This window comes from Spirosoma migulaei (assembly GCF_054776855.1).
The window spans coordinates 26,998-53,026 of sequence record NZ_BAAHBG010000050.1 but is presented as its reverse complement, the minus strand read 5'-3'; the positions used below and the strand labels follow the sequence as shown (position 1 = coordinate 53,026).

Genomic DNA, 26,029 nt, shown 5'->3' with positions numbered 1-26,029 from the left:
CATTTACAGGTTACTTTTTGGAGAAAGTACCTTTTTGACGAAGAGTTGGTAAAAGGTAACAACTTTTGTCTCGTAGCCAGGCAGCTACTAGTCCTGGGAGCGGCCAAATATAGCTTGCATGGGATTAATCAAATCCGGTTCCTGAAGATCCTTGGTGTAGATTTCGGTAGTCTTGAATCGGCTATGACCCAGCATCATCTGGATATCATACATCGTTAGTTTTCCCCCTTGCTGCATCATTCGACGAGCCCGGTCGGCAAAACTATGCCGGGCATTGTGCATCGTCAGCTTATCCGCCAAACCCGCTGCCTGCTTAAGCGGCCTCAGGCTCAGATTCACCTTGCGGTTCCAGTGGACGATGGTGTTGTAGAGTTTTCGCTTGATGGCAAAGGAAGCGGCCTTGTAGTCATCATAAGTGAGCAATTTGGCATACACTCCTTGGTTATCCATGTAGGGTAGTAAGTAGTCTGTCGAACCAGCATCTGCCTTCCACCAGAGCTGAAGTAATTGACGAGCTTCCTCGAAAATGGGCATGTGGACCAGATGCCCCGTTTTTAACATGCGGTAACGCAGCTGGGTCGGATTACCCTCGGCATCCAGCGTAAAATGAGCATAGCGTAACTGGATCACATCCGAAAAACGCATCCCCGCAAACAGGTGAGCCAGCATCCAGATCTGGAAAGCCTCCGTAGGGGTGATGCGCCAGCGCCGACTGGTAACCCGTAAGTCCGCCACCTGTTCGATGGTTGTTTCATGGAGTTTAGCCCGTTGCGTTTTAACTTCTTTCAACCGGATCACATCTGTCCAGGGAGAGAGAAGAAACGCCTGCTTGGGGGAAATGCCCGTTTTAATCAGAATGGCCTGATGAAGCACATGCATCCGATCTAGCATCGTATTGATGGTTAAGCCCACTCTGCGACCCCCGTATTCCTTTTCAGACTTAACCAGGTAGTCCTGATACTGCCGAACCAGGACGGGGGTAACCGAGGCCAAGAGTAAGTCGGCCACGGCCCAGGTGCGGAATATATTCGCTGCGCTGCGCTTATTGACATAGGTAGAATAGGCCTGATCCTGGGCATCGACCAATACTTTATCGATCCACTCGAAGTACAACTCGGGAATACCTGCCCGAAAGCGTTCGGCCAGTAGTAAGGGTGAGAAGATAGCGGTGGGCTCGGCAGCCTGCCACTTTTCCACCTGATCTTCGACTCGATTGTGTTCGTTTTTGATCCGGGTGTTGAGTCGATCCTTATCGGGGTGTTTAATGACCCACTGACCCCAGGTCTTTTTGGGGTTCCAGCAAGTAGCGGGGGTATCTATTTTCACCTGCGTGAGCACCCGTCCCGGCTTTTGGCCTTTCATGTGCAGGCGTATACTAACTGTCGAGCGCCCTGTTTTGTCGGGCTTTGGCGACAATTCGATATGGTAAGTAAGTCGTGACATACTGAGCGTATTGGATTAAGTAGATAAATGGATTCATCTCTGTGTTGGTATAAGTTGAGGGCGTTAAAAAAATAGGGCGGGCTATTCGTAGTTTATTTCCTGCGCTGTCGAAGGTAGACAGTACAATCGTATACCCAGCTAGTATCGTTACTTCCCATCAGCGGTGTTCTTTGTAGTAAAAAAGCCAGCCCCAACGAGACTGGCTTTTGAGACCTCCGTAACTTAATGCTATTGCGGCTTAGACGAAGTTCTGACAGGGCGTCACAAAAATGCCGACTCGAATTGAATCGGCATTTTGCATTCTATCCATACACCATGCCCAAAAAAGGAACATGATTGAAGCTTAGGAAGGAAATTAAATAACGATTATACTGAAACTAACCAGTGAGCATAGCCTAGGCTTTCCATTACTTTTACCGGTAGAACAGTACCTCAACGCCATGAGCCTTCCTAGGTGGCCAGTCAATTCGCCCATGGCGAAACTGATGCTGGTAGAAGAAAAGTTACTCCGCCTGACGCCTGAGTCAGCTACTGAAGCGGTCATTCAACTCTACACCGAGTTCCGGGAACTACTCTGGAACATAATTGAAATATCTCCTGATCCAGCTCCTTACACACATGCCTGGAACCTGATCAACCTGTATGCAAAGGTGGACCTATTGGATTTTCAGCAGGGTAATATCGGAGCATTAGCTAGAATGCAAGCGAAGGTAAAAGAAGCGATCCAGTTGTTACCCTGATAGGTAGAGAATTAAACTTTTTAGCCTTATAAACTGAGAATGACAAATTCAACCCGCCGATTAAAGCGCCGGTCCTCTTCCGTCCCGGTTCGGTTGAGTGGATAGTTAGCCCCATAACCTACAGCTCGGAGTCGATTTAACGGAATGCCTTTCTGATGCAGATACCGTTGACAAGCTAAAGCTCTTTCCTGGGATAGGCGCAGATTCTGTTGGGGATCACCGATCGTGTCGGTGTGGCCCTCGAGCCGGATAGACAGTTGGGGATTTGTTTGAAGTAACAACGCCAGTTGATCCAGTTCAGCAAAAGAGGCTGGTAATAAATCGGCTTTGGTGAGGTCGAAATAAATGTTTGCCAGAGGTAGCTTATCGCCTATCCGTAGCGTTTTTGCCGTTTCCCCGCTGGGTAGTAGCGAAGGGCTAACGACAGGACTATATTTTCTCAGGGTGGAACTACTATCCAGCGGATTGTCGATTCGTAAGCCTAAGAACTCAAAGCATTGAAACCGATCTTCGTGACTACAATCCCCCCAATTAAGTAGCTCTACTCCCCTAGGTACTCGTTCATAGTAAAGCGAAAAGTTAACTTGGTCAACAGAGGAAACTTTTACTTTTTTAGGAAATAAAGGAATGCCTTCCACCTTGATAAACCGAAAGCTTTGGGTCCCTAAGGCGTTCGTTAGTTTGGGCTTATCGTTGAGATAGATATAGCCAATGGGCACATACTGACCCGATTGGGTATAAAACTTCTCTCTACGGTTGGTAAACTGCATATCGAGAATGGTGTATTGGGGCGTTAGCCGGATACCAACCACGCGCATCCCGTATCGCTCAAAGCTTGGCGACACTAACATATTCGTAGCGCTTTTCGCGTCAATTCCAACGCTACCGAATGCGTTTCGACTAGTGGTCTTATAGCCATTCGGCGTACAACTCAGCAAGCTAATCAGTAACGGCAATGCATACCGGCAGGATTTCATCAGGGCTAATAATCTATAGATATCAAACAGGTGTTAAGTCAATAAATAAATAGACCTTATTTTGTTTTGTAATCGCCCTTGCAAAAGTCAAAACTGGCTAGGTAACGCAAAATCATTGGGTCACTTATCATCGCTCAAGGCTAAGAAAAGCTGAAATTATAGGCTATCTGGATTCTTACCAGCCCTTTGCAACATCCACTTTAGTCATGCGGCAAGACTGAAAAAAAATGCTAGTAGTGGCCTAGAGAAATGCCACTACACTATTTGATGAAGCCGATCGCTTCATCAAATAGTGTAGTTTGGGCCCGGTCATTTAATTGATTTAACCGCAACGTATGGCTTATGAGCTGATCACAAATCTGCTTTGTAGTTGACGGCTTACGTGGATCTACTTGATCCGCTTTCTGTTTCAGGATCGGATGTTTGATTGTAATAGAGCTGAACGGGTATTTAACTCAATCGCTCGCTTTATTTACAAATGAGTACTATCCAGAAACTGTTTGAAAGCTGCCAGGCAGAAGTCATTGTTTTTTATAATGGCCACAAGAGTACCGGTGAGTCCGTCGATGAGTACCTCACCGATTGGGGGGATGGGCAGGCGGCAAAAGCAATCTCACAGGAGGTATACATCGAAATGATAAAACGGGATACCGTTATTGTCATTCAATTTTATCCGTTCAGCCCACTCGACTATAAGCTCGTTTTTCATTACGATTTGGAGCAAGCTGCCGAGCAAGCGCTAGCCATTCTCTTATAGCCAAAGGTCATAGGGTAGGATAATTCCATTTTCGTACTAACGTCCGTGCCGTACAATTTTGCGATACCTTGTTAGAACGTGTCGATCAGGTTAGGTTATGCCTAGAGTGCACTAGTAGAACCTCTAGTTCATCCACATTGAGACCTATTTGCTGAATGTTGCTCAGAACCACCACACTATGGTTTTTAGAAACACCATTACAGCCACCACTCATCTTTATCAGCGCTGGGTCCCTGGTGAATAAGCAGCCCTATTGCTGACGGTTTTTGAGGTGTCTGTTTTGTTCATCATACGCATAAAACTGTAGGTCATTGGCACTAAGCGCCACTCCTTTTGGGAACGCTCATAGACCATCTGATTCGTCTCGCCCTGTAGGATCGTTAACTCACCTTCCTCTTCATTGAGCGAAATCATATCGACCTCTTTGGGAATTTGATACGTTTCTCGCTGTAGATCCAGTACGCCCTGCAAATTTGACCTGTAAACGTCGGCCAGCTTTTTCAGGGAAGCCAGCGAAGTTGTATCGTGCGATTTCACGCGGTAAATGGTTCGCCAAACGACTGGTTTTGTTAGGTACTGAAGTCCCTCAAGGGTGAACCACTTTCGCTCGAGCTGATAAGAAGTCTGCTCAAAACGAACGTCAAATTCTTCGCCCATTTTATTGAGATCCGCAAAAATCTGGTTAGCAAACGCCTGTCGGGTGGTTTGAAAGAGGGGAAATACGCTGGAGTGGAAACACTCAGCCAGCATAGTTGTATCTCGGGTTTGTATAGCCTGTACGTAGTCGGCCAATAGCTGATCTATCGAACGATTGGTAAAATTGGGTTGAGTACAGCTGAGAGTTAAGCTCAACAGTAGCAAAGGGGTTGCCAATAGGAATAGGAACTTTTTCATCGTTCGGGGTTGGTTTAGTGAACGATACAAAGTTGGGCGGTACTAAGCCCGCTTGAAATGGCGAAACCCCTATATTCTGGTTACAGGAATACCTATATTTTGGGGCAAAAATCGGATCAGAGCTGGTAATCAATTAAAAAATTGCCTAAAAATTAGCTTTTCAGTCAGGCCTGTGTCACCTGGGGTAATATACGTAGTCAATCCAAAGTGGACAGATGCGGCCGGGCTGCCGGAGCAGTGAGAAGAGAGAGTGACGAAATATAATAAGGCCAACTAGCTGGTGACTAACTGGCCCTGTTATAAATTTTAAATAACCTCTGCCCGAAACTGCTTGATCTGAGTCTGGCATTAAATCAGGTGATCAGCTAGTGCCTTATCGGCATAAGCTCATCGAGCAGGGCTTGCCAGTCGGAGAAGTGACGCTCGGCTAAGGCTTGAACGGCAACAATCGACGGGTAAGGTTTGCTGAGGCAGCCATTAGTATTCCCAAACAAAAGCCACACTTGGAGCCATATATTGACGTCCAAGTGTGGCTTTTGCTTAGATAACAATACTTATTAGCGCGCCTTCCGCTCCTTCTCCAGGCTCTCAATGGCCTCCCAGCGCTCATTGATCCGCGTCAGGTGAACCACCAGCCGTAGCGTACTATATAGCTCTGAGAGGTGCGTTTCCTTCAAGGGGAAGGTCTTATTGTGATCAATCGTACGATCCTGGTCAGCATCGACCAGATACAAAAAACGGGCATAGAACGAAGACGTGATCAGCTCTATTAGCTCACTGGTGGAAGTCTCTGAATTTAGTTCCTTAACCGCTTCGTAGAGTTCATAATATTGGCGCTCCAGCGGAGGGCATAGCGTGGTTTGCTTATTCATGGTTGGTCGAATCTGTTTTGATGGAGTTGCCGATTTTACGCAAGTCAGCTGCCAGGTTGTTTGCCATTAGGCCTATGTAAGTGTTGCAAACCTTGATCTGCTCTATCGTACGCGCCAGCTCGCCGGTAGCAAATGAGTCCAGAAGATCACACATAGGCGCTTTTCTTCCGGAAACCCAGGCATCACGCTGCTTTTCCAACTCATCAAACAGCTTTCGTTGGTGCTCAATAAGTGCATCAAGAATGACCTCAGCATCTGATGGATTCGACGCAATATCCTTCCGTCTTGAATCGGTATTTATTTCCAATTCCATTGCCCAAAAGATGGACGTCCTAAAGTTCTGTCCGGCTGAATTGGTGGTTTGCTTATTCATGACCTAATCCTCCTTTTTGAATAGCTTCGACGATATCACTGTCCGAATTGATGAGAAAGCAGTCAAAATCCGTTTTGAGCTCCGAGAGGAAGCTGATCAGCGTGGTAATCGTGCGGATATGGATCTTACTGTCACTACTGGACAGATCCGTTTGGGGATTGGTTGCCCAGCCTGACAGCAGTTCACTAATGGCTGGAATCGAATTAGTCGTATCAAAGAAGCTACTCATCCGGTCCAAAGTATAGCACAGGTAATCCATCGCCGATTCATTGGGATCACTAGCAATGCGTTGCAGGATGGCCTGCTTATCGAGGGGTGCAGGCGTTGTTGGCTTATTCATGACCCACCTCCCGTAGTTTTCTGGCTTCCTCAGTGAGCCAGTTTACATTCGCTAGTTCATCCCGTAAGTCAGATAGGAAGGTAACAAGCTGTAGGACGATAAGCAGTTTTCTTCTGCTGTGATCCGAAGCCAGCACGGCCGCTGGGGTGATGAGCCACTCATACAGCAAGTCATTAATGGCCTCGGTTGGTGAGCAACCTGCCCCGCAAGCCAGGAAGTCATCGACCAGAACTAGCAATTTGCTTTGGGCATCGTAGACATCTTTGTTGACGTCTACATAGTCCTGGGTAACAGTGGGGATCATTGGCCGGTTATCGGCCGGTGGAGTTGTTTGCTTATTCATGAGAAATGGGGCTTGGAGTGGAGAGTTGAGCAGGTGTCCATTGGAGATTACCCGCCTGACTGTTGAGCTTGTTGCCGTCCAGGTGAACCAGAAAGGAATGCTCCTGCGAATTGGGCAAGAATGCAGTAGCAACCACCCAGTCGACACGTACGACGATCGTCTTTTTACGGCCGCCCTGTTTGACACGCAGGCATTCGTAGCCGTCGGCGTCAACGCTCGTTCTGATCAGAATACCCGTATGGACGCTGCAAATCCGACCGAAGCTGGAGAGCTCATAGCGGTCTTCGAAGCCAGGAAAAGGCTTCCAGATCTCACTCGAATTAGGAGGATGGGGAATAGGCCAATCAACCGGCGAGGGGGTTGGTTTTATCGTTTCCATCGGCTTAGTTGACTACGGTTTCCAACACTGACACCACACGCGCAATACTGGCAATCACTGACCGGCTTTCAATCCGTTCTGACCACTCTGAATTATCCCGGCTAACCCGTACAACATCCTCGTCAATGGAAACCACACGGCCTAAGTAATAGGCGAATCGCTGAGCTTTCACTACTACGGCAACCACCTTACCAACAAGTGAAGGGTAGTCAACAGGATTAGTAGGTACAGTCAACAGTTTAGCGTTTAGGCTAACAGTCGGGCTCATGGAATTGTCTAACACTTTAATAGTTTCGGCTGTGTTGCGTTCAGATGAACTTATTTTATCCTCACCAAGTAAGCGGTTGAGGAGTATCTCTACGAAAGGCAAAGTCTGAACTTTTGCCTGTGCCTGTGAATTGGCTTGAACTGTGCGTATATCCGAAGGGCGCTTTCGGGGGCTAATTTCCGGCACCCATTCAAGATTAGACGCGATTACATTGAGTAAATTGCCATTCTTGGCTCTTACCTTTCGGCTGTTGGTCGGGTTGGGAATAAAGGCTGCGGCTACTGCAAGGTGGAGTATCACCCGAGCTCTAGGTGCCTTACTTTGACTTCTTCCAGCTTCGGTAGCGATAAAGAAGAAATACGGTTCGTTTGCCTCCCTGTTAATTTCGGGCTTAACGATCAATCCCGTTCCTGCTATTCGCACCCGACCCAGGCTTGAGACCTGATAAGGGAAGCCCGCTTTTTCTAGGACTTTCCACTCTTCGACTGATTGCCGACCATCCAGTACGGCAAGGGGATTTGGGCCATTTTTGGCCGTTTGTGGAGGTGGGGTTGCATTCTTTCCCCTACCCACGTAGCTTTGCTCCGTAGACATAAAACGTAACGGTTTGATGGTTTACATGGCCCCAACGCGCATCCCGCCAAGTTTGCTAGCGTTGGGGTTCTCCATGTTTAAGCGGGTGATTTTCACCAGCTATCTTAATACAATATTAATAAAACATGAAATATATTCCAAGTTTGTTAACAAATAAAAAATAGAGTTATCTGAAATTTATTTCAAGTTTAATTTTTAGAGCATCGGCAATTTTCTGAACCGTCTCAAGTGATAAGTTTTGTTTTCCAGCCTCATACTTATTTACTGTTGATTCAGAAAGGCCCATTATTTCACCCAATTCCTTCTGAGTAAGCCCCTTAGCTTTACGAGTCTCCCGAATGAGTTGCCCTACATACTCTACAATATCTGACATAGTTAACCGGTTGCGTATTTAACAAAGGTAGCAATTTACCTGAAATATGTTTCAAGGTTACCTACCTGCTTTACCAAATGGCAATATTTGATGTAGATACATGATTTAATGCCGCTTACATAACCACAAAAAAGCCCGAAAAAATACCAATAGTTGATGAATTTGAAAATTAATAGTAATATCAGCCGCTAATCATCCAACCATCTTCACCTTGCCTTTTCAATGAGTACTCCTCCTAAATCAGTACAAGAGATCACCCCACAGGATTTTTATATAACTAGCGGACTTTACGAGACTTATTCCTTCACTCAATCAAGCTTAGAGGCTGTTTTACAGCTCGTTTACACAAACGACCCAATTGAATGCTACTGTCCCCAATGTGGCAAATCATCTGTATTCGCGCCAGTTAAGAACGATCCCATACCTATTCGCATGGCTCCGGCCAAGGAATTAATCTCATATGCTTTAGCAAACAGGGTTGTAGAAACAAAAGAGTTCACTTGTTCGCGGATTAGTACACACGCCCTTAGTTTTTGTATTCGACTAGAAAAGGGTAGAATGACCAAAATAGGGCAATTTCCTTCTTTTGCTGACATTCATTCGCAGGATGTTAAAAAATTCAAAAAAATACTTGGAGATGAGATGTACTCCGAATTCAATACAGCGGTTGGCCTGTTTGCCCATGGCATAGGTGTCGGATCACTTATTTACCTGAGACGAATTATTGAGAAGTTCATGCTACAACCTGCTTATGAACAGGCTAAACAGCAACCAGAGTGGAGCGATGATCAATATAATAAGCTAAGAGTTAGGGAAAGAATCAACCTACTCAAAGCCTATTTACCTGATTATCTGACCGAAAATCCAATCATTTACGGTATTGTCAGTAAAGGTATTCATGAGTTAAGTGAGCAGGAGTGCCGAAAGATTTTCCCTTTAGTCCGAAGCTTTATTGAGACAGTGTTAACAGATATGCATATAGCAGAGGAACTGAAAGCTCAAAGAGCCAAATTAACCGCCGAAATGCAGAAGGTGGCTTCGCAACTGTAAGTATTACTGAGTGTCTTGCCAAACCGCCGGGCTGTCGACTCAAAGTTAGCACGACTCTCAACCTCATTAATTCTCAAAGACGTTCTAAATTATAACTAACAAAAATTCTTCTCTCAACAAGTTTCAAATAGGTGAGGAAGATCATTCTTTAACTTTGACAACAATCGATTTTCTATACCTGTACACCCATTAAGTGATTTTACTTTAACAAACATATTGTAAGTCATTCCCTGTGCTCCAGAAAATTTCACGTTGGATAAATCTGCATCATCTAAATTTACTCCAGACAGTAATGTATTTTCTAAAGATGAGTTTTTTAAAATCGCTTTCGAAAGATTGGCTTCAAACAAATCAGATCCATCTAAATCAGCTTCCGACAAATCAGCTTCAAACAGATTGGCTTCAATTAAGTTAGTATCTTTAAGATTTGCTCGATTTAATTTTGCTCTAATAAGTTGTGTTTTAAATAAATTTGATTGACTAAAGTTTACATCAGCTAAATTTGCATCGGAGAAATTTGCTAAAGAAAGATTTGTCCTAAAAAAGATTGATTTTTCAAGGTTCGCTTGATCAAATATTGATTGCTCAAAATTTGCGTATGAACAATTAGAATTAGAAAAATCGGACAGTGAAAAATTACATTCGGAGAAATTTGAAAACAATAAAGATGTGCCCGCAAAATTCGAACATTTGAATTTAGATTTAACCAAAACAGCCCTCTCTAAGTTAGACTGTTGAAAATTACAATAATTAAAACTAGCTCTATCATAACTTAAAGCAAGTATTTTGCAAAAACTAAAATCGTAATAATTAAAATTGAGTTTGTATTTCAATTGCAGTAGCATCATAAAAAGACTAAAATAAGGAACATTTTCGAAAGTAGTAGTTAAATGCTCCTTCATCTCACCTCCTATACGGAAAAATATACTAATAATGCCATAATAAATATTTAAAGATTTTTTGATATTATTTGGATGGTTTTCTTTGAAATATGAAAATTGATGATTAAACAAATAGGGAAAAATGTCAGATATTTTTCCTTTTAATAATAACTGATTATTAGTAATTTTATTCGGAATTTCACGTTCATTATGGATTATTTCTATTAAATACTTTTGAATCTGATCGGTCAATATATAATTTCCATTAAAAAGATGAACAATTGAAATTAAGATATCTTGTTCGCTTTTTATTTTTCCATTGAAAATTGAAGATATTTTATACCAGATAGCTTCAGCAGCTAGATATTCGCCAAATGTCTTATGTAAAAATTCAATTGCAAACTTTCTTTCTTCAGTCAGCTCATTAACTTGATAATTAAAATAAAAAGCAATAGCAATGGTTTTAAGTGCTTTGATCTGGTCGTCCCCAGCAAAGCCCAAAGATTTTAATATAGACTCAGGAATTTGTTCATGACTTAAATAAGTAGTATTTCGGTGTAACATTTCAAGTGCAATATCTTGTAATATCATTCGCAATTTTTCGGAATTAGGAAGCCATTCCTTCAAATTAGGGTGAAAATTTTCCTTATTATTAACTAAGTTCCAGTACCTATAAATAAGGCGGCTAAATAATTCATCATAAACTCTACTCGAATTGTAATTTTCTTCTGGTATAATTTTCAATTGGGCAATTATATGTAATAGGATTGGTTGCTTTACCATTGGGCTTAATGCGTGTGTGGCGTCATTAAGTTCTAAAAGTTTCTCGTAAGTAATAATATAAGGTTCATTCACTTTTTCATTATAATTACTTATCCATTGCATTTGTTCTTTTATGTTTAATTCTTTTAATATACAGCAAATAACACCTCTTCTTTTAAATTGATAATAATCAAGATCTTTCCTAGAGGTGATGATAAGCTTATAAGGGCTAGATATTGTATTTGTTAATTTAGCGATTTGCAAAAAAAATTTATCCTTATCTATATTATGAATTTTTTCAATTTCATCTAGCCCATCTAAAATTACCACTGATTTTGTGAATTTTTCTTTAGTTATAGGTACGTCTTTCTTTTGGCTATCATTTTCTAATCTAAAAGCACCTTCTGCAATGTTATTATAAATGGCATCAAATGGATTTTCATAAAACTCCTCTATTCCTGAAATGTCTCTTAGGCGTAAGAAATAAATAGGGCGATCCACCTTATTAATAATTTCATATAACAATTTAAAGCAGAATGAAGTTTTGCCCTGACCTGGGTCGCCTAACAATAACAATATATCATTATATATATCCGAAATAGAATCACCATTAATCCATTTTTTTACAGCAAAAATCAACGAATTATTATTAAAAATATCATAACTATTCTTTGAAATTTTCGGTTCAATATAAATATCTTTTAGTGACAAATTAGTTTCTCCTAAATTGCCTTTTCTTGTAAAAAATCCTTTAAGATATTCATAATATTCATCCTGCTTAGTACGCGCCCCACCTTCTGCATATTTTTTCAAGCCATCATAATATCTTTTCCACAACGAAATTTCCGTAGGCTCGTCTATTTGAGTAACAGCTTTATAAATAGAGGTACCCTCTTGATCACCCCCTTCTCTTTTTGGTAATAACTCACTTAGGTCTGGTGACTTACGCATATGAGCTAGCAAGGCATTAATTTGCGGCTTAGTCTGTAACGAAAATCCAGTTTCTTCATAATATCGTTCTGTTACTTTTTCCCAGATTCCAGCAAACTCTTTATTAGGATAGGAAGGCATAAAAAGTGTGACTTTTAAAAACTAAATTTTCTAACAAAAACTAAATACAGAACCATTTTCAGCTCTCACTGACCTTTGCAGGGTCAAATCGTCCGGACCGAAATGATGCTATTTTAACTCATCAATTTAGATCTGCCATGCAAAATAGTAACTTTCGCAATGCGCTGGTACTAGCCATCATTGCTATATACACAACCGAATTTGCCACTATTTCCGTACTGACCATCAGCTTGTTTCATGTCTGTTTGCTCTCATTTGCGCTGCTACTAACGCTTTTCTTTCTTCTGAATGTTCTGGTAGTCTGTGAATGCTTCGATGAGCTGTTCGGCCTGAAAAGCTTTGTCCGGCGAAAACATAACCATTTATTGACGCTGAAATTGTTGCTGGTCGCTTCTGCGGCTGTAGCTGTTGGCACAAACTACCTCCTGCATCCTAACGGGCCTGTACACCTGGGCGGTGAACTTTGGCTAATACTGCTGAGTGAAGTTGTCACTTACATGCTGGTTCAACTCAAGAACCATGTCGAACGCTTAGGCTCAAAATGGTAAGTGAAGTTCTTTCTGCAACTATAAAAACACCCGGCCATTTAATTTGAATTGGCCGGGTGTGGCATTTTCAATGTATCACTAAAAGCTCAAAACCTCCCACGCCGGTTTCAAATGGCAGTAGGTTGAGTAACAAAGCCAATTTAAGCCTGTGGAAGCGCTCTTACGCCATTTTTCGACAACTTTACTTAAGTGCATACTGATTAGTTAGTTCAGCCATGCTAAAGCCATTTTTCAACCTCCGAGATTGTATCTAAATTACTAGCCCTCAAATTGGTCATTAAATGTAAATGTCTACATAGTGACTTAAATACCTTATTTATATATGAAGGCCAAAAAAGAAGTAGAGAGACTAGAGGTAAGCTTGACCTTTACCGCTGAAGTCATCAGCCCATTTGTAGCTGATTTTAAATTTGATACCTTTTCATTAGATGTATCCTATCTTCAAATAGAGGCCTTAAAGGACATCAAATCTCTGACTATTAGCTTTATAGATACTGCCAAACGGGGGAATGACAACCTCAAAATTGTAGGTAAGTTTATTGGCAGTATTCGAAAAGATAACAAAGCCTATAAAGGCTTTATGGAACTGCGGGATGGCGCTGGACCACTGGGTGCTGATAAGATAATGGTTATTTACAAAGCTTTTGGGGTTCTTGTAATAGATCTAATAAAATACATTGGATGGCGAAAAGACCTGGATATTCAGTATAGCCAATTTGAGAAAATCAAAATTGACTGGCGATGGGATACGGACGGCATGTCTAGTGACGACCCCGTAGATGTAACCCATAGATTTAGTAATTTTCAACATTACTACTTGACTACTGACCATAAGGTACACATTGCTGCTGAGGATTTTGTCGATTTTTATAGTCTACAAGATGAATTTGGGGCCGTTCCCCTTCACCATGAATTACTTTTTGAAGTTGACAGGTTGCGTCAGGGACAATATAATAGGAGCGCCTATTTGATGCTGTATACCACGCTTGAAGTCGCCACAAAAGGACTAATCAGGCAAAAAAAGCCTGATGCAGCTTGGCTTATCAACAATATGGCTTCTCCTAATTTAAATAAGCTATACAGCGAATATATCAATAAAGAAATAGCGCCTATACTAGATAGTGATGACCTGGATAACTTAATGAAGATAACCACGAAACGTAATAGCGTAGCCCATACAGGGGAGGGTGTTAAGAAAGAGACCCTGGAAAAGCATTTTGAGCAAATCAAGCGGTGGGTCAAACAAATTGATTTTGTACTAGGCTATGAATGGGCAAAAGGCAAAGCATGATATATAAAGCGCCACAACTAAATGTAGCTACATGTTTCACCCCCGCTTGCGTAACTATGCTACCGACAATCCGACAAAAAAAAGGGTGTTTTTCCCATTGTTCAAATGACGCTAAAACGGCACATTCGTACCACACTACAAAACTAAGTTTATGGCAGCTGACTTAAATACGCTCGTTCCTGAATTTAAAGTAAAAGTTGAGCAGTTACTTGAAAACTGTCTAAAACAGGGAATAGAGATGCGTCCCAATGAAGCACTTAGAGGCCCGCTTAAACAAGCTATTTATTGGAGACAGTCAAGGTCAATTGAAGAAATTAATAAAAAAATCAAGGAGCTTAGAGTTAAGGAGGCCCCCTTTTTAGCCGACTGCTTAGAAAAGGTTGGACCGCAGCACGGAAAACATGTAACAGATGTAATTCCTGGCGTTTCATGGCACCAGTGGGGTGAAGCACTTGACTGTTTATGGATAGTAAAAGGAGAAGCTGAATGGTCGTTGACTAAATTAGTCAATGGTCTGAATGGCTTTAAAGTCTACGCGCAGGAAGCAAAAAAAATAGGCATTGAGGCTGGCTTTTTCTGGCCTAAATTTAAAGATAGTCCACATGTTCAACTGAGGAAAACGGCGAACCCTTCTGTGATCCTTTCACTATCGGATATTAGTAAAGTGATGCAAGAAAGATTTAGTGGAGCACTTTAAACTCTTATGAATACGCAATCAAGTGTCGCTATCTGTATCTGCTTGTTACTTTTCTCTACGATATTTTCAAATGCACAAGAGGCAGAAAAGACTAGGATTTATGAAACACGAAGTAATATAGCCATTGTTCCCTGTGATGTTAAAGGCAATAGGGTTTATAAAAATAGTTATTATGAACGAGCTCCATTTAAAGCTCGGTTTGCTGTAATAAGAGCGTTAAAAGATGAATATGTAGTACGCTTTTTAACTTGGTCCACTCCATCAGATTCTACTACACCCCCTGGAAATAACTCATCATTAGCTGGCCTTTCTACTTCGGCCACTCCTGAACAGATAGTCCAAGTTTATAGAATAAATCTTAATGATCCTCTTAAGTTGTCAACCAGTAACACAAATGTCAATGATTCCATTAGAAACCGACAGATTACAACTGGAGATTTTAAGATCGGCAGATTTTTCCTTATCGCAAAAAGTGATTTGGATTCAAATTGCGTAAAAGTATTTGCTACTTGGTTTAACTCTGCGACCTTTACTCTAGGGCTAGTAACAATGCCAATGAAATTACGATTAGGGCCAAATTTTGATTTTCAGGGTAATTTATCTTTAGGTACAACGGCAGGGGGTAAAATGCGAATTTCTAAGTATAGTTCTAATTATCTTAATGTAATGCTGGGGCTATCGCTATCAACGGTTTCACTGGATAGTTTTAGTACAGGGGGCAGAATTAGTGGTCAACCGCTCACAAATATTGCCGTTTTTTCTCCGTCGCTTGGCGCAGTTTTAGAATTTGGTAAAGCGCAGATTGGGGCATTTTTAGGGTGGGATTTATTAAATAAGTCTACAAAATCTAAATATGACTGGATTTATGACAGAAAACCATGGCTCTCGGTAGGTTTTGGATTTTCCATCTTTGCAGTAGATAGTAAGGTAACAAGCTCTCAAAATATTAAACAGACCGTACCAACATCTGCTCCTAAAGACTGAAAAAAAGTATTGAACATGCATTCTTCACTCCTTTACCCTACTACCTGTGGTAACTACATCTTCAATTCCATGTATCTCCATTTAATAAGAGTATATTTTTTTGCAGTTTTTTGTGGTTACTTTAACTTACCAAATATGTGATTACTTGCTACATTACTCATAATTTCAATAAGAGCAGTAAGCACTATAATAGCCTCTGAGTTAAAAACTAGAATGTCAACGCCTATTCAGCTACCTACAAAGATATATGAAAAAGAACATTTTAATATTACTACTCTTCCCTCTATTGTTTTTAACGGCATTTGATTCTCCGACTAAAATTGTTTACAAGAAAATAGGGGGAACAACAATATATAATATACCAAATGAAAAGATCTATCTATTTATCGCAGGTCTAGCTGTCGATGCAGATGGGTCCCCAAGGGCTTATAATAAAGACAATAGTAAAGCATTAGATTATTTAGCTAATGCTGGAAAAGTGGGGAATTGGTGGGCTCTGGCAACTGACAATCAAAAAAAATAGGGCACTCCACTTATTCAAACAAAAACTGACCCTGCCCCAGGTTATTACATTTCAAAAACAGCATTAGAAGATGATTCAAAAAAATATGCTGATCCAAACAGATATGTAGATTCTGAAAGCATTCCATTCATAGTATTACCTCCAAATTTTGCAAAGGATTTTAAGCTTGGTGATGTGGCTTTAGTAATAAATAAGAAAAACAATAAACGCTGTTTCGCATTTACAGCCGACATAGGCCCTAGTGACAAAATTGGGGAAGGATCGATTTACTTGTGCAATCAACTCGGAATTAATAGTAACCCAAAGAAAGGAGGGGCTTCTTCTGATATTACTTATATTTTAATCAAAAACTCAGGAACTGGAAAAATTTTGAGCAAGCAAATGATTGATCAAATTGGAAAATCAAAATTGAGCGAGGAAAAAATAGCTGAAATTTTGAAGCCGTGAAAATTTCAACTTAGGACCTATCAAGTAGCTTAGTATTGGTGAAAATCCTCCTATCTCCTTCCTATTCTCATAAATTTGCTGGTATCTTCCGTTAACTACAATCACACTATCTACTTTCTTATTGAACCTCGAAGTGTTCCAGTCGCTATTCTCGACCATTGCACTCCTAGATGCAGCTTAGACGATTAAGGAACTCAGGAGGGGAAGTACAAAGCCGGGTGAGTAGTAAAGGTTCTGCCACGGTTAGTTGCCGAGTAACGTCCATAATCTTACGGGTTATTTTCGCTAAAAAAGGGTGTTTTTCCCGTAGGAAATGAAGAGAAACAAACAGTTATTGCCACTTTTTAAACTATTAAACTCCTATTAATTAAGTACTTATTAGTCTATGTCATAGTAACTAGAACTTATAAATGGAAAAATTTAGCTTAGATATTTTTACATCAAAAGTTGCTATAGGCTCGCTATGGCTTGTTTCGATCTTTCTCTTTACATGCGGATTTTATAATATTTACCCATTTGTCGAAGAATTATCTGCGACTAAAACCTGGGGGGCAATCGTCACGATACCCACTTTAATATTCTCCTATGTAATTGGAGGTGTTATTATCTATCTAAATGAGACATTCTTGTTCCCAATTTCAAAAGAATCAAAAAATATAGAAGTAATAAATTATATTAAAATTGCAAAAACCGGAAATGAATCTATAATTAAACGCTACGAAGCAACTAAATATCAATATGATTTTTTTTCGGCAACAATACCTACCTGTATCTTTTTAGGTATATCTGTAATTTGGGGGTCTATCAGATGCCTCAACACAAATCCTCCCCTGGAACACATAGCAGTTGTACTAGGCATGCTCCCTATTTTAGCATCCTATCCATTATATATTATTATACTTAATTTAAAAGCAGATATTATTACGCTTATAAATAGTACCGATGTTGAATAATGATTGATTACAGTTTTTTAGTCGTAATTCCCTATCTCCGTAGCCATACCTCCTTCCGCCCTCTTTCTCAAGCTGGTTTCAAATGGCAGTACGTGGAGTAAGCGCATTTTGTCGTTTGAAACCCATACCGGCCGGATCGGGTCCGAAAATCCGCCACTTGGGTTATATTTTACGCAGGGCCGCCTGAGCGGTCCGCCGTTGCGGTCGGTTGTAGGCTTTTGGTACTCATAATTGCAGATAATAAAACAAGCCAAGAGCTAAAGTTAGATTGTAACTACCAATAGTAAACTTCTTATTCCAGATGACACTAAAACTTTGCCTGCTTGCGATTGGTGGCTTATTGAATAGTCAATTCCTGCACGCTCAAGTTCAACTGGGAGCTAAAGCGGGCCTCAACTTAGCTACCCTTAAATTTGACAACCCCACTCTAAACGCAACTCAGCAAGCACGAATCGATTTTCAAGGGGGGCTTTTGGTGGATGTGCCCATCACTCGTAGTTTATCCCTTCAGCCAGCCTTATCGATTAGTACCAAAGGCACTACCATTAACACCTTCGCCATTGATAGTAGTCGAAACCCGATTGCAACGCCCATAACTAACTCGATTAAACTACTTTATGTCGAGTTACCCGTACTGGCCATATTTCGCTTTGAAGTCAGTTCATCATTGCGCCTTTATGGGGGAGCAGGACCTTATCTAGGCGTGGGCCTAGGTGGTCGAATCAGCTCCAGCTTTTCGCCCTTAAACGAACATGAAGTAATGTTTGGATCAGGGAGTATAGGCAGTAACACTTTTAGAAGGTTTGGTTATGGCCTAAATGGTACTGCGGGTCTAGAATGGCATCGATTGTTATTGGGCATTACTTATGGCTATGGCCTAGCTAATTTAGGCAGCGCTCTGACCAAATCTTATCATCGCCCGGTAGGTTTATCGATTGGTTTTTGGCTTAGTCGGAAATCTTCCTAGTGAGGTTAAACCGCTCGTTGACTGATAGTCTTTTGTCGCTGCATTTAAGATGGGTTAACTTATAGGCACTTATTTAACAGTTTTACAACCCTGTCTTCTTCTATGGAGTCCTATTAAAAACGGTTCTATGAACAAGGTAACTTTCTTTCTGCTCCTCGTCTGGATAGCTAACTCTGCCTGTGAGGGGAGGTACCCATTGAAGATTGACTTTGAAATTGCTAAGGCTACCATTATTGGCCGCGAAGTATGTAGTACTGATACTAGTTTGAACGCCTGGCTTATCGACTTAGGGCCAACTTTTAGCGGCAAAACGACGGGTAATTACTACGGGAGCGAGGCCACAGTGAATGGAAAATATTACGCGCATGTGGTTAAGACATACAGCCCGGTAGTAAGTGGCTTAGACTCAAGCAAACACTATGTTTTCGATTTCTATGTGGAAGATATTATACCAAAACCAAGTTGTAATCTTCCTATAACTACCCAGATTAATGTCTCACAGATTCGAGTGAAAACGGTCAGTTTTACAGACTAATAGAAGGATATATTTTAGAGTCATTGAGGGCTTTAGTCCTAATATAACTGGTTATAATTTATTTATATAACGAGAGTGGCTGTTGCAAAAGTCGACCCTGCCTAAAATTGGCTCCGATGATACTACCCCGTTAGGGGTTGTTATGGAGTAGACACCTGGTTATTTATACATATTCAGACTTTTCACAGCACTTACACAACAGATTTATGCCCTCTCGAAGTAAGAGCGGATATGACACGTTTCTGGGTGACTTTATTAACGTAAGCTACGTGATTTGTCCAATTTGTCATAAACGGGCCATTGTCGAAGTTTCGCAGATGACAGCTGGAGTCGTTAGGCTTAGCTGCTCTCATTGTTGCCTTACGAAAGAAAAACAAACGTCTCCCTATACGCTGGGAATAGCAGCAGACCCCTTCTTTGCCTTACCACTATGGTTAACAGTGCAATGTGGAGATAACCAACTGTGGGCTTATAACTATGAGCATCTCAGGTTTCTACGTGACCATATAGGAGCTCAACTCCGAGAGCGTAACGGATTAGCCAGGCGTAATCAAAGCTTAGCAAGCCGCTTGCCTAAATGGATGCTTACTAAAAAGCATAGGGAGCTAGTTCTAAAGGCAATGGCACACTTAGAGAACCTGTAACAAACCGATTGAGCCAGCATTTTCTAGCCTGCTTCTATTAGTTTAGTTTTGCAACTAGCTGATTTTTAGTCATTGGATGAGCGCTGACCGACGGGTAAACTTGGCTTCCTAACCCCATTCAGATTTTGGCAACCGTGCGGCGGACCGTAGCCACATTAGTTATACAAAGACTCCAAAATGGACAGTAAACTGCTTTAGGAAAAGGTAGCCCTATTTCTAGTTAGTATCGACGTTTAATTGGGCCAGCCTTCAGGCTTGAAGGGGGTTCGTTGGTCCAGGGGCGCACACAAGGCCGTGGGCGGACGGTACGTCCCGTCGATGAATAGGGGGCGCGTATTCGGGCCAGGGGCAGGCTCGGGAGTTACCTCACGGCCATTCAGGGCATAGAAGAGTTCACCACCTATAAATTTCGAATAGCCATTGGCCAGATCCAGGCCCAAAGGCACGCCCTGATAGTCCTGACGATCAATGTAAATGGGCTTCGTATACACCCCCGTAGCTGTAAAATAACCCACTACAACTTGTTTAGGAGTAGCCACATTGTGCACATTACCCACCGGAGCCGTGGGGGGCGTGTCGGCCAGGCCGCCGGTATTCTGGGTTTGATCCTGAAACAGCTTATAATAGCGGTAAGCATCAACCGTCAGCGAGGACTGGCGTACCTGTACCAGACAAGGCCCATGCTGATAAAAGGGAACACCGGCTACCTTGAAGTTGGGGATGAGGCCCCCGTTGCTGTACTGGTCATCAAAGAGGGTCACCGCGTAGCTGGGCAATATCTCCCAGCATTGGGTTCGGCACCGGTAATCAAACGTGCGGCCGTAAACGAAATCCCCAATATAAACGTAGGGCGGGTAGTAACACGCTTCGTAGAGCTCTGGGCCGGAGCGGTATACGTCATGATTGACTAAGATGACATTGTAGATGTTGTAAAAGCCCTGCTCGCAGGAACGACACCAATATTGGGGTTCATAGTCGACCAAATCCCAACGGTAGTAGTTGCGCTGCTCGATGGGATCTTGCAACTCGATGAATATATCATGGCCCGAGGTATAGTAGCCTTTCACGGCGGGGGACAGACTTTTCAGGTTGAATTGAGCCCGAATCTTAGTAATGGGAGCTGTAGCGGGCATCACCTGTTGAGTGGAGACATACTGGGTCCCATCGGTGAGGGTGAATCGTAACTGGTAGGCATGGCCCACCTGGCCTTTAAAGTCGGCCGGAAGTTGGTAGAGTCCATTCGTGGTTTCATGGCAAGCGATCACTCGTGCGGAGTCCTCCAGGACCTCAACGCTCGCTTTGGTAATGGGCAGGTTGCCAAAACGCCCTGTCAGCCGGTCGGCTCGGGCGTAGTTGAGCCGAATAAACTGAGGCTCGGCCAGATTGGTCACTGTGCCATCGACGACGATAATGTCCACTGTACCGTGTAGAACGAGAACTTCGGGGTCCACGCAGGCCAGCAAGAGCAGACACAGTATACAGCTATGAAGTGCTTGCAAGGTATAGGAACGCATGAGGTATGGATTAATCCTTGGCTAGACAAGAGAAAGGCCTGGCAAAGGGGGATTTACCTGCCTAGGCTTTTCTAGGGCAAAAGTTAATATTCTAAATGTTGAAGCAATTAATCCTCCGAATATGAGCCCTTTTTAGTTCTTTAATAGCCTTTGGAATGGAGCGGTTAAACCCCTGGCGGACTTTTGCAACAGCCACTACACTTATGATTAGACATGGCTCACTGCTTCCTGCACGCTCCTGCCGTGAACGAGTCAATACTATATGCTTTAGCTTCACAGGCATTGCTATAGGTCTTTCCATTACAGCCGCAAACAGGGTCATAATTGGTATAGCAACCCGACGAATCTCTTGGCTTTTCAAGGCACGTTAAATCTGGGTTTACTCCGTTGTTACAACTCAACAAAGCAACCAACAGTAGAAAGACTAATAGTGGGCGCATACAAATGATTTTTGAGTAGGACCCCTAAAGTAGCAAAACGGTTGAATTGCCTGTTGTATGAACAGTAACTTCGCTAATCTGTCAGTCCTCTTTCCTACCAATCGGCATCAAAAACGAATTTTGAAAAATTACACGCTATTGTTTCAAAATTCGAAAAAATCAGCCTATTCCTTAAACAATTCCTGCTGGCCTTAGTTTAGTCTATGTATTTCGCTCGAAGTAGCCTACACTCACTTGAAACGCGGGTCTAGAACTATACACAGAGTGAAACCAAAAGCCAGGTGACTTTTTCTGTCGTCTGGCTTTCTTTTTGGCCTCTTAAAAAAGTCCTGTATTAGCTTTTTAGTATAAAAAGATAATATTTTACGGCGTTATTCCTTAGAATAAGTCAATTCTATTTACTTACCAATTATCGCCTTTTTTTGGTGGTTTATCCCCTGAATTCAACGCTTGGCCAGTTTTCAGTTGTTTGCCGAGCCGCTTACCCCTCATCTTTGTGCCATCATTCACGAACAACAAAGAACATGAAAACGAATTTCTTGCACATTAACCGCCCGGCTCGGCCCCGCATCATTGAAGTAGGTGGCCCTTTAGTGGGGCTACGGGGTCGGACAATCTACCGGATGCGGACTCGCTAAGTGAGCTCGTCTCGAAGCGGTAAGCTCCCAGAAGTGGGAGCTTTTTTTATGGAAAAATTGTGGATCATAACGTAAGAAGTTATTTTCAGCAACTCTGAACACGGACAAACTACACCCTGTCGGCTAAGCTAATCATTCAGAGTGGCGGATAACCTACCCCTCCAACGTGGCTGGACAACCTAAACTAGTTTTCCGAGATTTTCACTAAGCACTGGAAGTGGCTTGTTATACTCTCTGCACTCCTCTATCACTTTGATAAGCTACCTGATAGCTACCGCGTCCCCGCCTTACTGTCGGTGGGTGGGGTTAGTACTATTAGGGGATTAGTTGAGTTATGGAAAAGTCCAAAGTGACGTATTCGCAGTACATCTGCCAATGTATTGAACTCAAATTCAGGTTACCCAATAATCCATGAAGTCGGGACCTACTCAGTTTTTTCAATAGGATTCGTACTCGTAATTTCGGATGTGTAAGCCATTCGCTTCATTTGAACTTATTAATAAACCTCTTTGATCATAGGTGTAGGTTACGTCGCTTAGTATTGGGTTGTTTTTACTGTAAGTGAATAAGGCTCTATCAGAAGTAGTTTGATCGATTCCAAAATAGGGGTTGGGTTTGGTATCATATTGAAAGTTTTGCAAGCTTGTCGATAATTTGTATTGATTTAATCGAGTAGGCATATTCGTATATTTTATCGTCGTAATGTTCCCATCGGTAAAGGTAAATTCCTGGCTAAAGTGATAGGTGGGATCAAACTGCCAACCTGTATTAATTTTAGTGGTGATTTTAGTAGGCAGTTTAGCTGATCCCGTATAGGCAAACGTGTTTTCCTCATCGAGGGTGAAATAGGTAGGCGATGCATTCATCGAACTATATTTTTTGGCTACAATCCTATTGCCCGTACTATCATAGCTATACGTCATTTTTTCCAAATGTGTCGAGGCTGAATAATAAGGGCTTGCTATTGCTTGGCTGTCATAAGCGATGGTCGTCTCCTTTTTAACTAGCCTATCTTGTGAGTCATAGAACAAAGTGGTCGTTCTTTTTGGACTCACTGGGCTTAGAAAGCTGTAGGTAGAAAGTTTACCTTGTTGGTCATAAGTGTATCTTTCAATGGTCGTATCTGCTACAGTAGAGTTCGACACATCAAAAAAATTCTGAACGGCTTTCAGGCGATACCGAGGTTGCCTGGCTACTTGGTCATCCTGGCAACTGACTAGCAGAACCAACAGAGTCAGATAAGTGCAAAAAGTAGAAAGCGTGCGTTGCATAAATTAATCCTGACTAGGGTAGGCCATGATACTTCTTCAGCTATATAGGCGATGAGTTGACATGGTAAGTCTCTTCTAATTAAAATTTATCATTTGCCAGTCGCGTTGTTGCTGTTTTTGTTCCCAAGAAGCCAATAGCCTATACTGACTCATTAGATAGACACAATTACCCAACATCCCGTTGGAATTAGGGCTTACCTTTACTCATGGACCTTACTTAAAACTAAGTAAAGATGGATAACTCGGAATGGTTTCAGAAGTGGCTTTTGTCAAACGGATTCCTATTGAGCTACAACAACCCTACAATCACTGAATACGTTAAGCCCTTCGAGAATGGCGATAGTTTGTATATTATATTGGTTATCAATGAGGAGGGTAAATACAAGCTATCCATTCACTCGGATGCCCCTGGTTGGGCTGAAAGTACCAATCTCGAACTTCCAAGGACTAGCCAAGAAGCTCAATTGTTGTTGTGGTTTCATGGACTTGATCTTTAGGAGTCTGGCATCTTCAGTTTGCAGCTATTATACTTTGTGGGGTATTCTTAAAACCCGAAGTGGCAGCTGTTTTGATTCCGGCAATTGTTCTATTGGAAGGGGCTGCTGCAATCAAAAGCTAGAAAGGGGTAATAGTACAAAGCTGGTTGAGTAGATGAGGTAATGATAAATCTATCCATTAAGTAGCATCTATATCAGTACAAGCTATTTCAATTCAAAAAAGGGTATTTTTCCCGTTAGTACCGACAGAGTTAAGTCAGTAATTTAGAGCAAGATTTTTCAAGCCTTGACCACCAGTCGAGAACTGATAGGCAACTTAAAGACTAGCCAATACAGGCGGCGATTTAATCTAAGCAATAATGCCCTATAAATTTAAAAGATAAAACTTAAATAAAGCATATCGTAAAATTTTAACAAAAAAATGGAAAAGGCAGTCGATGAAATAGTCAATTCACTATCAAATTTCTTAGATTTTATCATTTCTACGCTAAATAAGACTACTAGACAAAAAGCGTTTTTAGCTTCTTATGAAACTCAGAATAGAATTGAACTATATTCCAAATTAATATATTCTTCATTCTTATTAGCTTTTAGCTCTTGGTTAAATGCCGTAACAAATACTGCAAGTGCTTTTCGCATAAATCCCAACTTCAAGACAATTAATATATTAAATAGATTTGATGAGATACAATTCTCTGGCTTATTGCCATCAATGGTGGTATTTGTTTTCTTAACTATTTTTTGTATTGAATTCCCTATCAAATATTCAAAATATATAGAAGAAGAATCAAAGAAAGATATTGCCTTTTTTTTAATAAACTATGTATACAACTTTGTAAGTTGGATAAATATCACATTAGCGTTAATGGGTATTACATTCTTCCTGATTGCAGTAATTGTAAATATTTTACCCTATCCTATATTTGTTATTTTTGCAAATATAGCTTTGATTTACGTATTATATAGGTCTGTTCTATTTGCTATTATTCCATATGAATTCATTAAAAGCTACACAAAAAATACCAACCTTACTTTCCCAATAACTGTCTCTACAATTGCCACATTTATTTATTTAATTTTACTAGGATTATTTTCCAATTATATTACAGATAAACACTCAGAGAATAATTCATTATTTTTTTTAAATCAGAAAAAATACTTTCAGATAGACTCTGTTAATGCAAATAAATTTATCATATCCTCTAAAATACTATTTGAGAATAATTCTGAAAATAATTATGTCATAAAACCTGATAACAATTTATTTTATTTATATCTTAAATCCCGCAAAACTAACATCTTTTCAAGAGACAAAATCGACACTATTTTATTTAACGCACCCAATTACGAAAAAGTATTTGTCATAAAAAGAAATGACCCATTTCTAATTAACTTGAGCGCAACTCTTGACTCTGTTAAGATAAAAACATTAATAAATTATAAGGATCATTTTCATTATCATGCTTTGTTAACTTTTACAACTTTAGACTCACAGGAAGTTCCGATATATGATTCTCCAATAAACGCACTTTTTTTTAAGTATAATAACTTTTATCCTTTAGGATTTTAAACCAAATTAAGTTAAGTATAACAATTTCTAATCTTTACGCCCAATCGCAAGGCTTCTCAATCGCTTAAAAGAATCGTCAATCTTCCCAGTCTCCCGAACGGCGGTAGTGGACAACCCCAATATTCTTCTTTCCATTAGGTCCAAGCGGTTTATAAACTGGGAATCGTTTATGATCGCATCGAAGGACAGGGCACCCGAATTGGAGGTCATCGTGAGGGAGTAGTTGGCTTACAAACTGCTTACAATATAAGTAGTTTACAGACCAACGTAAATACAGTTTTATGCTTTAATTTCAGGGTTTAGAACAAAATGAAGCAAAAAAGGGGATTTTTCCCGTATGAATTGAAGGTATTACAAGTAAAATTTGAGAATAATTTATTAACTCCATTCTCA

27 protein-coding genes are annotated in these 26,029 nt (G+C 41.2%); 13 read left to right on the top strand and 14 right to left on the bottom strand.

Features of this window, described 5'->3' with window-relative positions; all coding sequences use genetic code 11:
- Window positions 1-87: 87 nt before the first annotated feature.
- Window positions 88-1,443, bottom strand: coding sequence for a tyrosine-type recombinase/integrase (locus ACYVGO_RS38540; protein ID WP_460974124.1), 1,356 nt, complete (start codon window positions 1,441-1,443; stop codon window positions 88-90).
- Between the two features lie 440 nt (window positions 1,444-1,883).
- Between ACYVGO_RS38540 and ACYVGO_RS38535 the strand changes: the two genes are divergently transcribed.
- Complete coding sequence (locus ACYVGO_RS38535; protein WP_460974123.1) at window positions 1,884-2,183, top strand: hypothetical protein; 300 nt, start codon at window positions 1,884-1,886, stop codon at window positions 2,181-2,183.
- A 26-nt stretch (window positions 2,184-2,209) separates the two neighbouring features.
- On the opposite strand, the gene ACYVGO_RS38530 is transcribed toward ACYVGO_RS38535, so the two are convergent.
- Window positions 2,210-3,160, bottom strand: a complete 951-nt coding sequence (locus ACYVGO_RS38530) for an OmpA family protein (protein ID WP_460974122.1) — start codon at window positions 3,158-3,160, stop codon at window positions 2,210-2,212.
- A gap of 478 nt (window positions 3,161-3,638) precedes the next feature.
- Between ACYVGO_RS38530 and ACYVGO_RS38525 the strand changes: the two genes are divergently transcribed.
- Window positions 3,639-3,917 (top strand): hypothetical protein, encoded by a 279-nt coding sequence (locus ACYVGO_RS38525; RefSeq protein WP_460974121.1) that lies wholly within the window; start codon window positions 3,639-3,641, stop codon window positions 3,915-3,917.
- Window positions 3,918-4,136: 219 nt separating this feature from the next.
- Here the strand turns inward: ACYVGO_RS38525 and ACYVGO_RS38520 are convergent, their stop codons facing one another.
- The 8 genes from ACYVGO_RS38520 to ACYVGO_RS38485 form a co-directional block, all read right to left on the bottom strand.
- Window positions 4,137-4,811 carry a hypothetical protein gene (locus tag ACYVGO_RS38520; protein ID WP_460974120.1) on the bottom strand — a complete coding sequence of 225 codons (675 nt, stop codon included), beginning with the start codon at window positions 4,809-4,811 and terminating at the stop codon, window positions 4,137-4,139.
- Between the two features lie 557 nt (window positions 4,812-5,368).
- On the bottom strand, window positions 5,369-5,683 hold the full coding sequence (locus tag ACYVGO_RS38515) for a hypothetical protein (RefSeq protein ID WP_460974119.1): 315 nt from the start codon (window positions 5,681-5,683) through the stop codon (window positions 5,369-5,371).
- On the bottom strand, window positions 5,676-6,056 hold the full coding sequence (locus ACYVGO_RS38510; protein WP_460974118.1) for a hypothetical protein: 381 nt from the start codon (window positions 6,054-6,056) through the stop codon (window positions 5,676-5,678). The genes ACYVGO_RS38515 and ACYVGO_RS38510 overlap by 8 nt, the downstream gene beginning before the upstream one ends.
- Complete coding sequence (locus ACYVGO_RS38505) at window positions 6,049-6,396, bottom strand: hypothetical protein (RefSeq protein ID WP_460974117.1); 348 nt, start codon at window positions 6,394-6,396, stop codon at window positions 6,049-6,051. The genes ACYVGO_RS38510 and ACYVGO_RS38505 overlap by 8 nt, the downstream gene beginning before the upstream one ends.
- Entirely contained in the window at window positions 6,389-6,739 is a 351-nt protein-coding gene (locus tag ACYVGO_RS38500) for a hypothetical protein (RefSeq protein ID WP_460974116.1), read from the bottom strand. The genes ACYVGO_RS38505 and ACYVGO_RS38500 overlap by 8 nt, the downstream gene beginning before the upstream one ends.
- Window positions 6,732-7,118: an NUMOD4 domain-containing protein gene (locus tag ACYVGO_RS38495; RefSeq protein ID WP_460974115.1), complete on the bottom strand. Its 387-nt coding sequence runs from the start codon at window positions 7,116-7,118 to the stop codon at window positions 6,732-6,734. The genes ACYVGO_RS38500 and ACYVGO_RS38495 overlap by 8 nt, the downstream gene beginning before the upstream one ends.
- Before the next feature lie 4 nt (window positions 7,119-7,122).
- Complete coding sequence (locus ACYVGO_RS38490; RefSeq protein ID WP_460974114.1) at window positions 7,123-7,980, bottom strand: hypothetical protein; 858 nt, start codon at window positions 7,978-7,980, stop codon at window positions 7,123-7,125.
- Window positions 7,981-8,146: 166 nt separating this feature from the next.
- Window positions 8,147-8,353: a helix-turn-helix domain-containing protein gene (locus ACYVGO_RS38485; RefSeq protein WP_460974113.1), complete on the bottom strand. Its 207-nt coding sequence runs from the start codon at window positions 8,351-8,353 to the stop codon at window positions 8,147-8,149.
- A gap of 222 nt (window positions 8,354-8,575) precedes the next feature.
- Between ACYVGO_RS38485 and ACYVGO_RS38480 the strand changes: the two genes are divergently transcribed.
- Window positions 8,576-9,403, top strand: a complete 828-nt coding sequence (locus ACYVGO_RS38480; RefSeq protein ID WP_460974112.1) for a hypothetical protein — start codon at window positions 8,576-8,578, stop codon at window positions 9,401-9,403.
- Between the two features lie 113 nt (window positions 9,404-9,516).
- Here ACYVGO_RS38480 and ACYVGO_RS38475 read toward each other — a convergent pair whose 3' ends face one another.
- Complete coding sequence (locus ACYVGO_RS38475; protein ID WP_460974111.1) at window positions 9,517-12,117, bottom strand: pentapeptide repeat-containing protein; 2,601 nt, start codon at window positions 12,115-12,117, stop codon at window positions 9,517-9,519.
- 137 nt (window positions 12,118-12,254) lie between these two features.
- Here ACYVGO_RS38475 and ACYVGO_RS38470 point away from each other — a divergent pair, with 137 nt between their 5' ends.
- The 9 genes from ACYVGO_RS38470 (at window position 12,255) to ACYVGO_RS38430 (ending at window position 19,062) form a co-directional block, all read left to right on the top strand.
- Window positions 12,255-12,665 carry a hypothetical protein gene (locus tag ACYVGO_RS38470; protein ID WP_460974110.1) on the top strand — a complete coding sequence of 137 codons (411 nt, stop codon included), beginning with the start codon at window positions 12,255-12,257 and terminating at the stop codon, window positions 12,663-12,665.
- A gap of 322 nt (window positions 12,666-12,987) precedes the next feature.
- Window positions 12,988-13,956 (top strand): hypothetical protein, encoded by a 969-nt coding sequence (locus ACYVGO_RS38465; protein WP_460974109.1) that lies wholly within the window; start codon window positions 12,988-12,990, stop codon window positions 13,954-13,956.
- A gap of 151 nt (window positions 13,957-14,107) precedes the next feature.
- Window positions 14,108-14,653 carry a M15 family metallopeptidase gene (locus tag ACYVGO_RS38460; protein WP_460974108.1) on the top strand — a complete coding sequence of 182 codons (546 nt, stop codon included), beginning with the start codon at window positions 14,108-14,110 and terminating at the stop codon, window positions 14,651-14,653.
- Between the two features lie 6 nt (window positions 14,654-14,659).
- Window positions 14,660-15,637, top strand: a complete 978-nt coding sequence (locus ACYVGO_RS38455; RefSeq protein WP_460974107.1) for a hypothetical protein — start codon at window positions 14,660-14,662, stop codon at window positions 15,635-15,637.
- A 247-nt stretch (window positions 15,638-15,884) separates the two neighbouring features.
- Window positions 15,885-16,160 (top strand): hypothetical protein, encoded by a 276-nt coding sequence (locus tag ACYVGO_RS38450; RefSeq protein WP_460974106.1) that lies wholly within the window; start codon window positions 15,885-15,887, stop codon window positions 16,158-16,160.
- Window positions 16,161-16,334: 174 nt separating this feature from the next.
- Window positions 16,335-16,607: a hypothetical protein gene (locus ACYVGO_RS38445; RefSeq protein ID WP_460974105.1), complete on the top strand. Its 273-nt coding sequence runs from the start codon at window positions 16,335-16,337 to the stop codon at window positions 16,605-16,607.
- 410 nt (window positions 16,608-17,017) lie between these two features.
- The gene (locus tag ACYVGO_RS38440) at window positions 17,018-17,560 is read left to right on the top strand and encodes a hypothetical protein (RefSeq protein ID WP_460974104.1); all 543 of its coding nucleotides are present in this window, start codon (window positions 17,018-17,020) and stop codon (window positions 17,558-17,560) included.
- A 301-nt stretch (window positions 17,561-17,861) separates the two neighbouring features.
- Window positions 17,862-18,527: a porin family protein gene (locus ACYVGO_RS38435; RefSeq protein WP_460974103.1), complete on the top strand. Its 666-nt coding sequence runs from the start codon at window positions 17,862-17,864 to the stop codon at window positions 18,525-18,527.
- A 127-nt stretch (window positions 18,528-18,654) separates the two neighbouring features.
- Complete coding sequence (locus ACYVGO_RS38430) at window positions 18,655-19,062, top strand: hypothetical protein (protein ID WP_460974102.1); 408 nt, start codon at window positions 18,655-18,657, stop codon at window positions 19,060-19,062.
- A gap of 877 nt (window positions 19,063-19,939) precedes the next feature.
- Here the strand turns inward: ACYVGO_RS38430 and ACYVGO_RS38425 are convergent.
- From ACYVGO_RS38425 to ACYVGO_RS38415, 3 genes are all read right to left on the bottom strand, one after another.
- Window positions 19,940-21,220 (bottom strand): DUF4249 domain-containing protein, encoded by a 1,281-nt coding sequence (locus ACYVGO_RS38425; protein ID WP_460974101.1) that lies wholly within the window; start codon window positions 21,218-21,220, stop codon window positions 19,940-19,942.
- A 218-nt stretch (window positions 21,221-21,438) separates the two neighbouring features.
- Window positions 21,439-21,660, bottom strand: coding sequence for a Kazal-type serine protease inhibitor domain-containing protein (locus tag ACYVGO_RS38420; protein ID WP_460974100.1), 222 nt, complete (start codon window positions 21,658-21,660; stop codon window positions 21,439-21,441).
- 1,075 nt (window positions 21,661-22,735) lie between these two features.
- On the bottom strand, window positions 22,736-23,569 hold the full coding sequence (locus ACYVGO_RS38415) for a hypothetical protein (protein ID WP_460974099.1): 834 nt from the start codon (window positions 23,567-23,569) through the stop codon (window positions 22,736-22,738).
- A gap of 918 nt (window positions 23,570-24,487) precedes the next feature.
- Between ACYVGO_RS38415 and ACYVGO_RS38410 the strand changes: the two genes are divergently transcribed.
- A complete protein-coding gene (locus ACYVGO_RS38410; RefSeq protein WP_460974098.1) occupies window positions 24,488-25,636 on the top strand; it encodes a hypothetical protein in 1,149 nt (382 codons plus the stop codon).
- The last annotated feature ends 393 nt before the right edge of the window (window positions 25,637-26,029 follow it).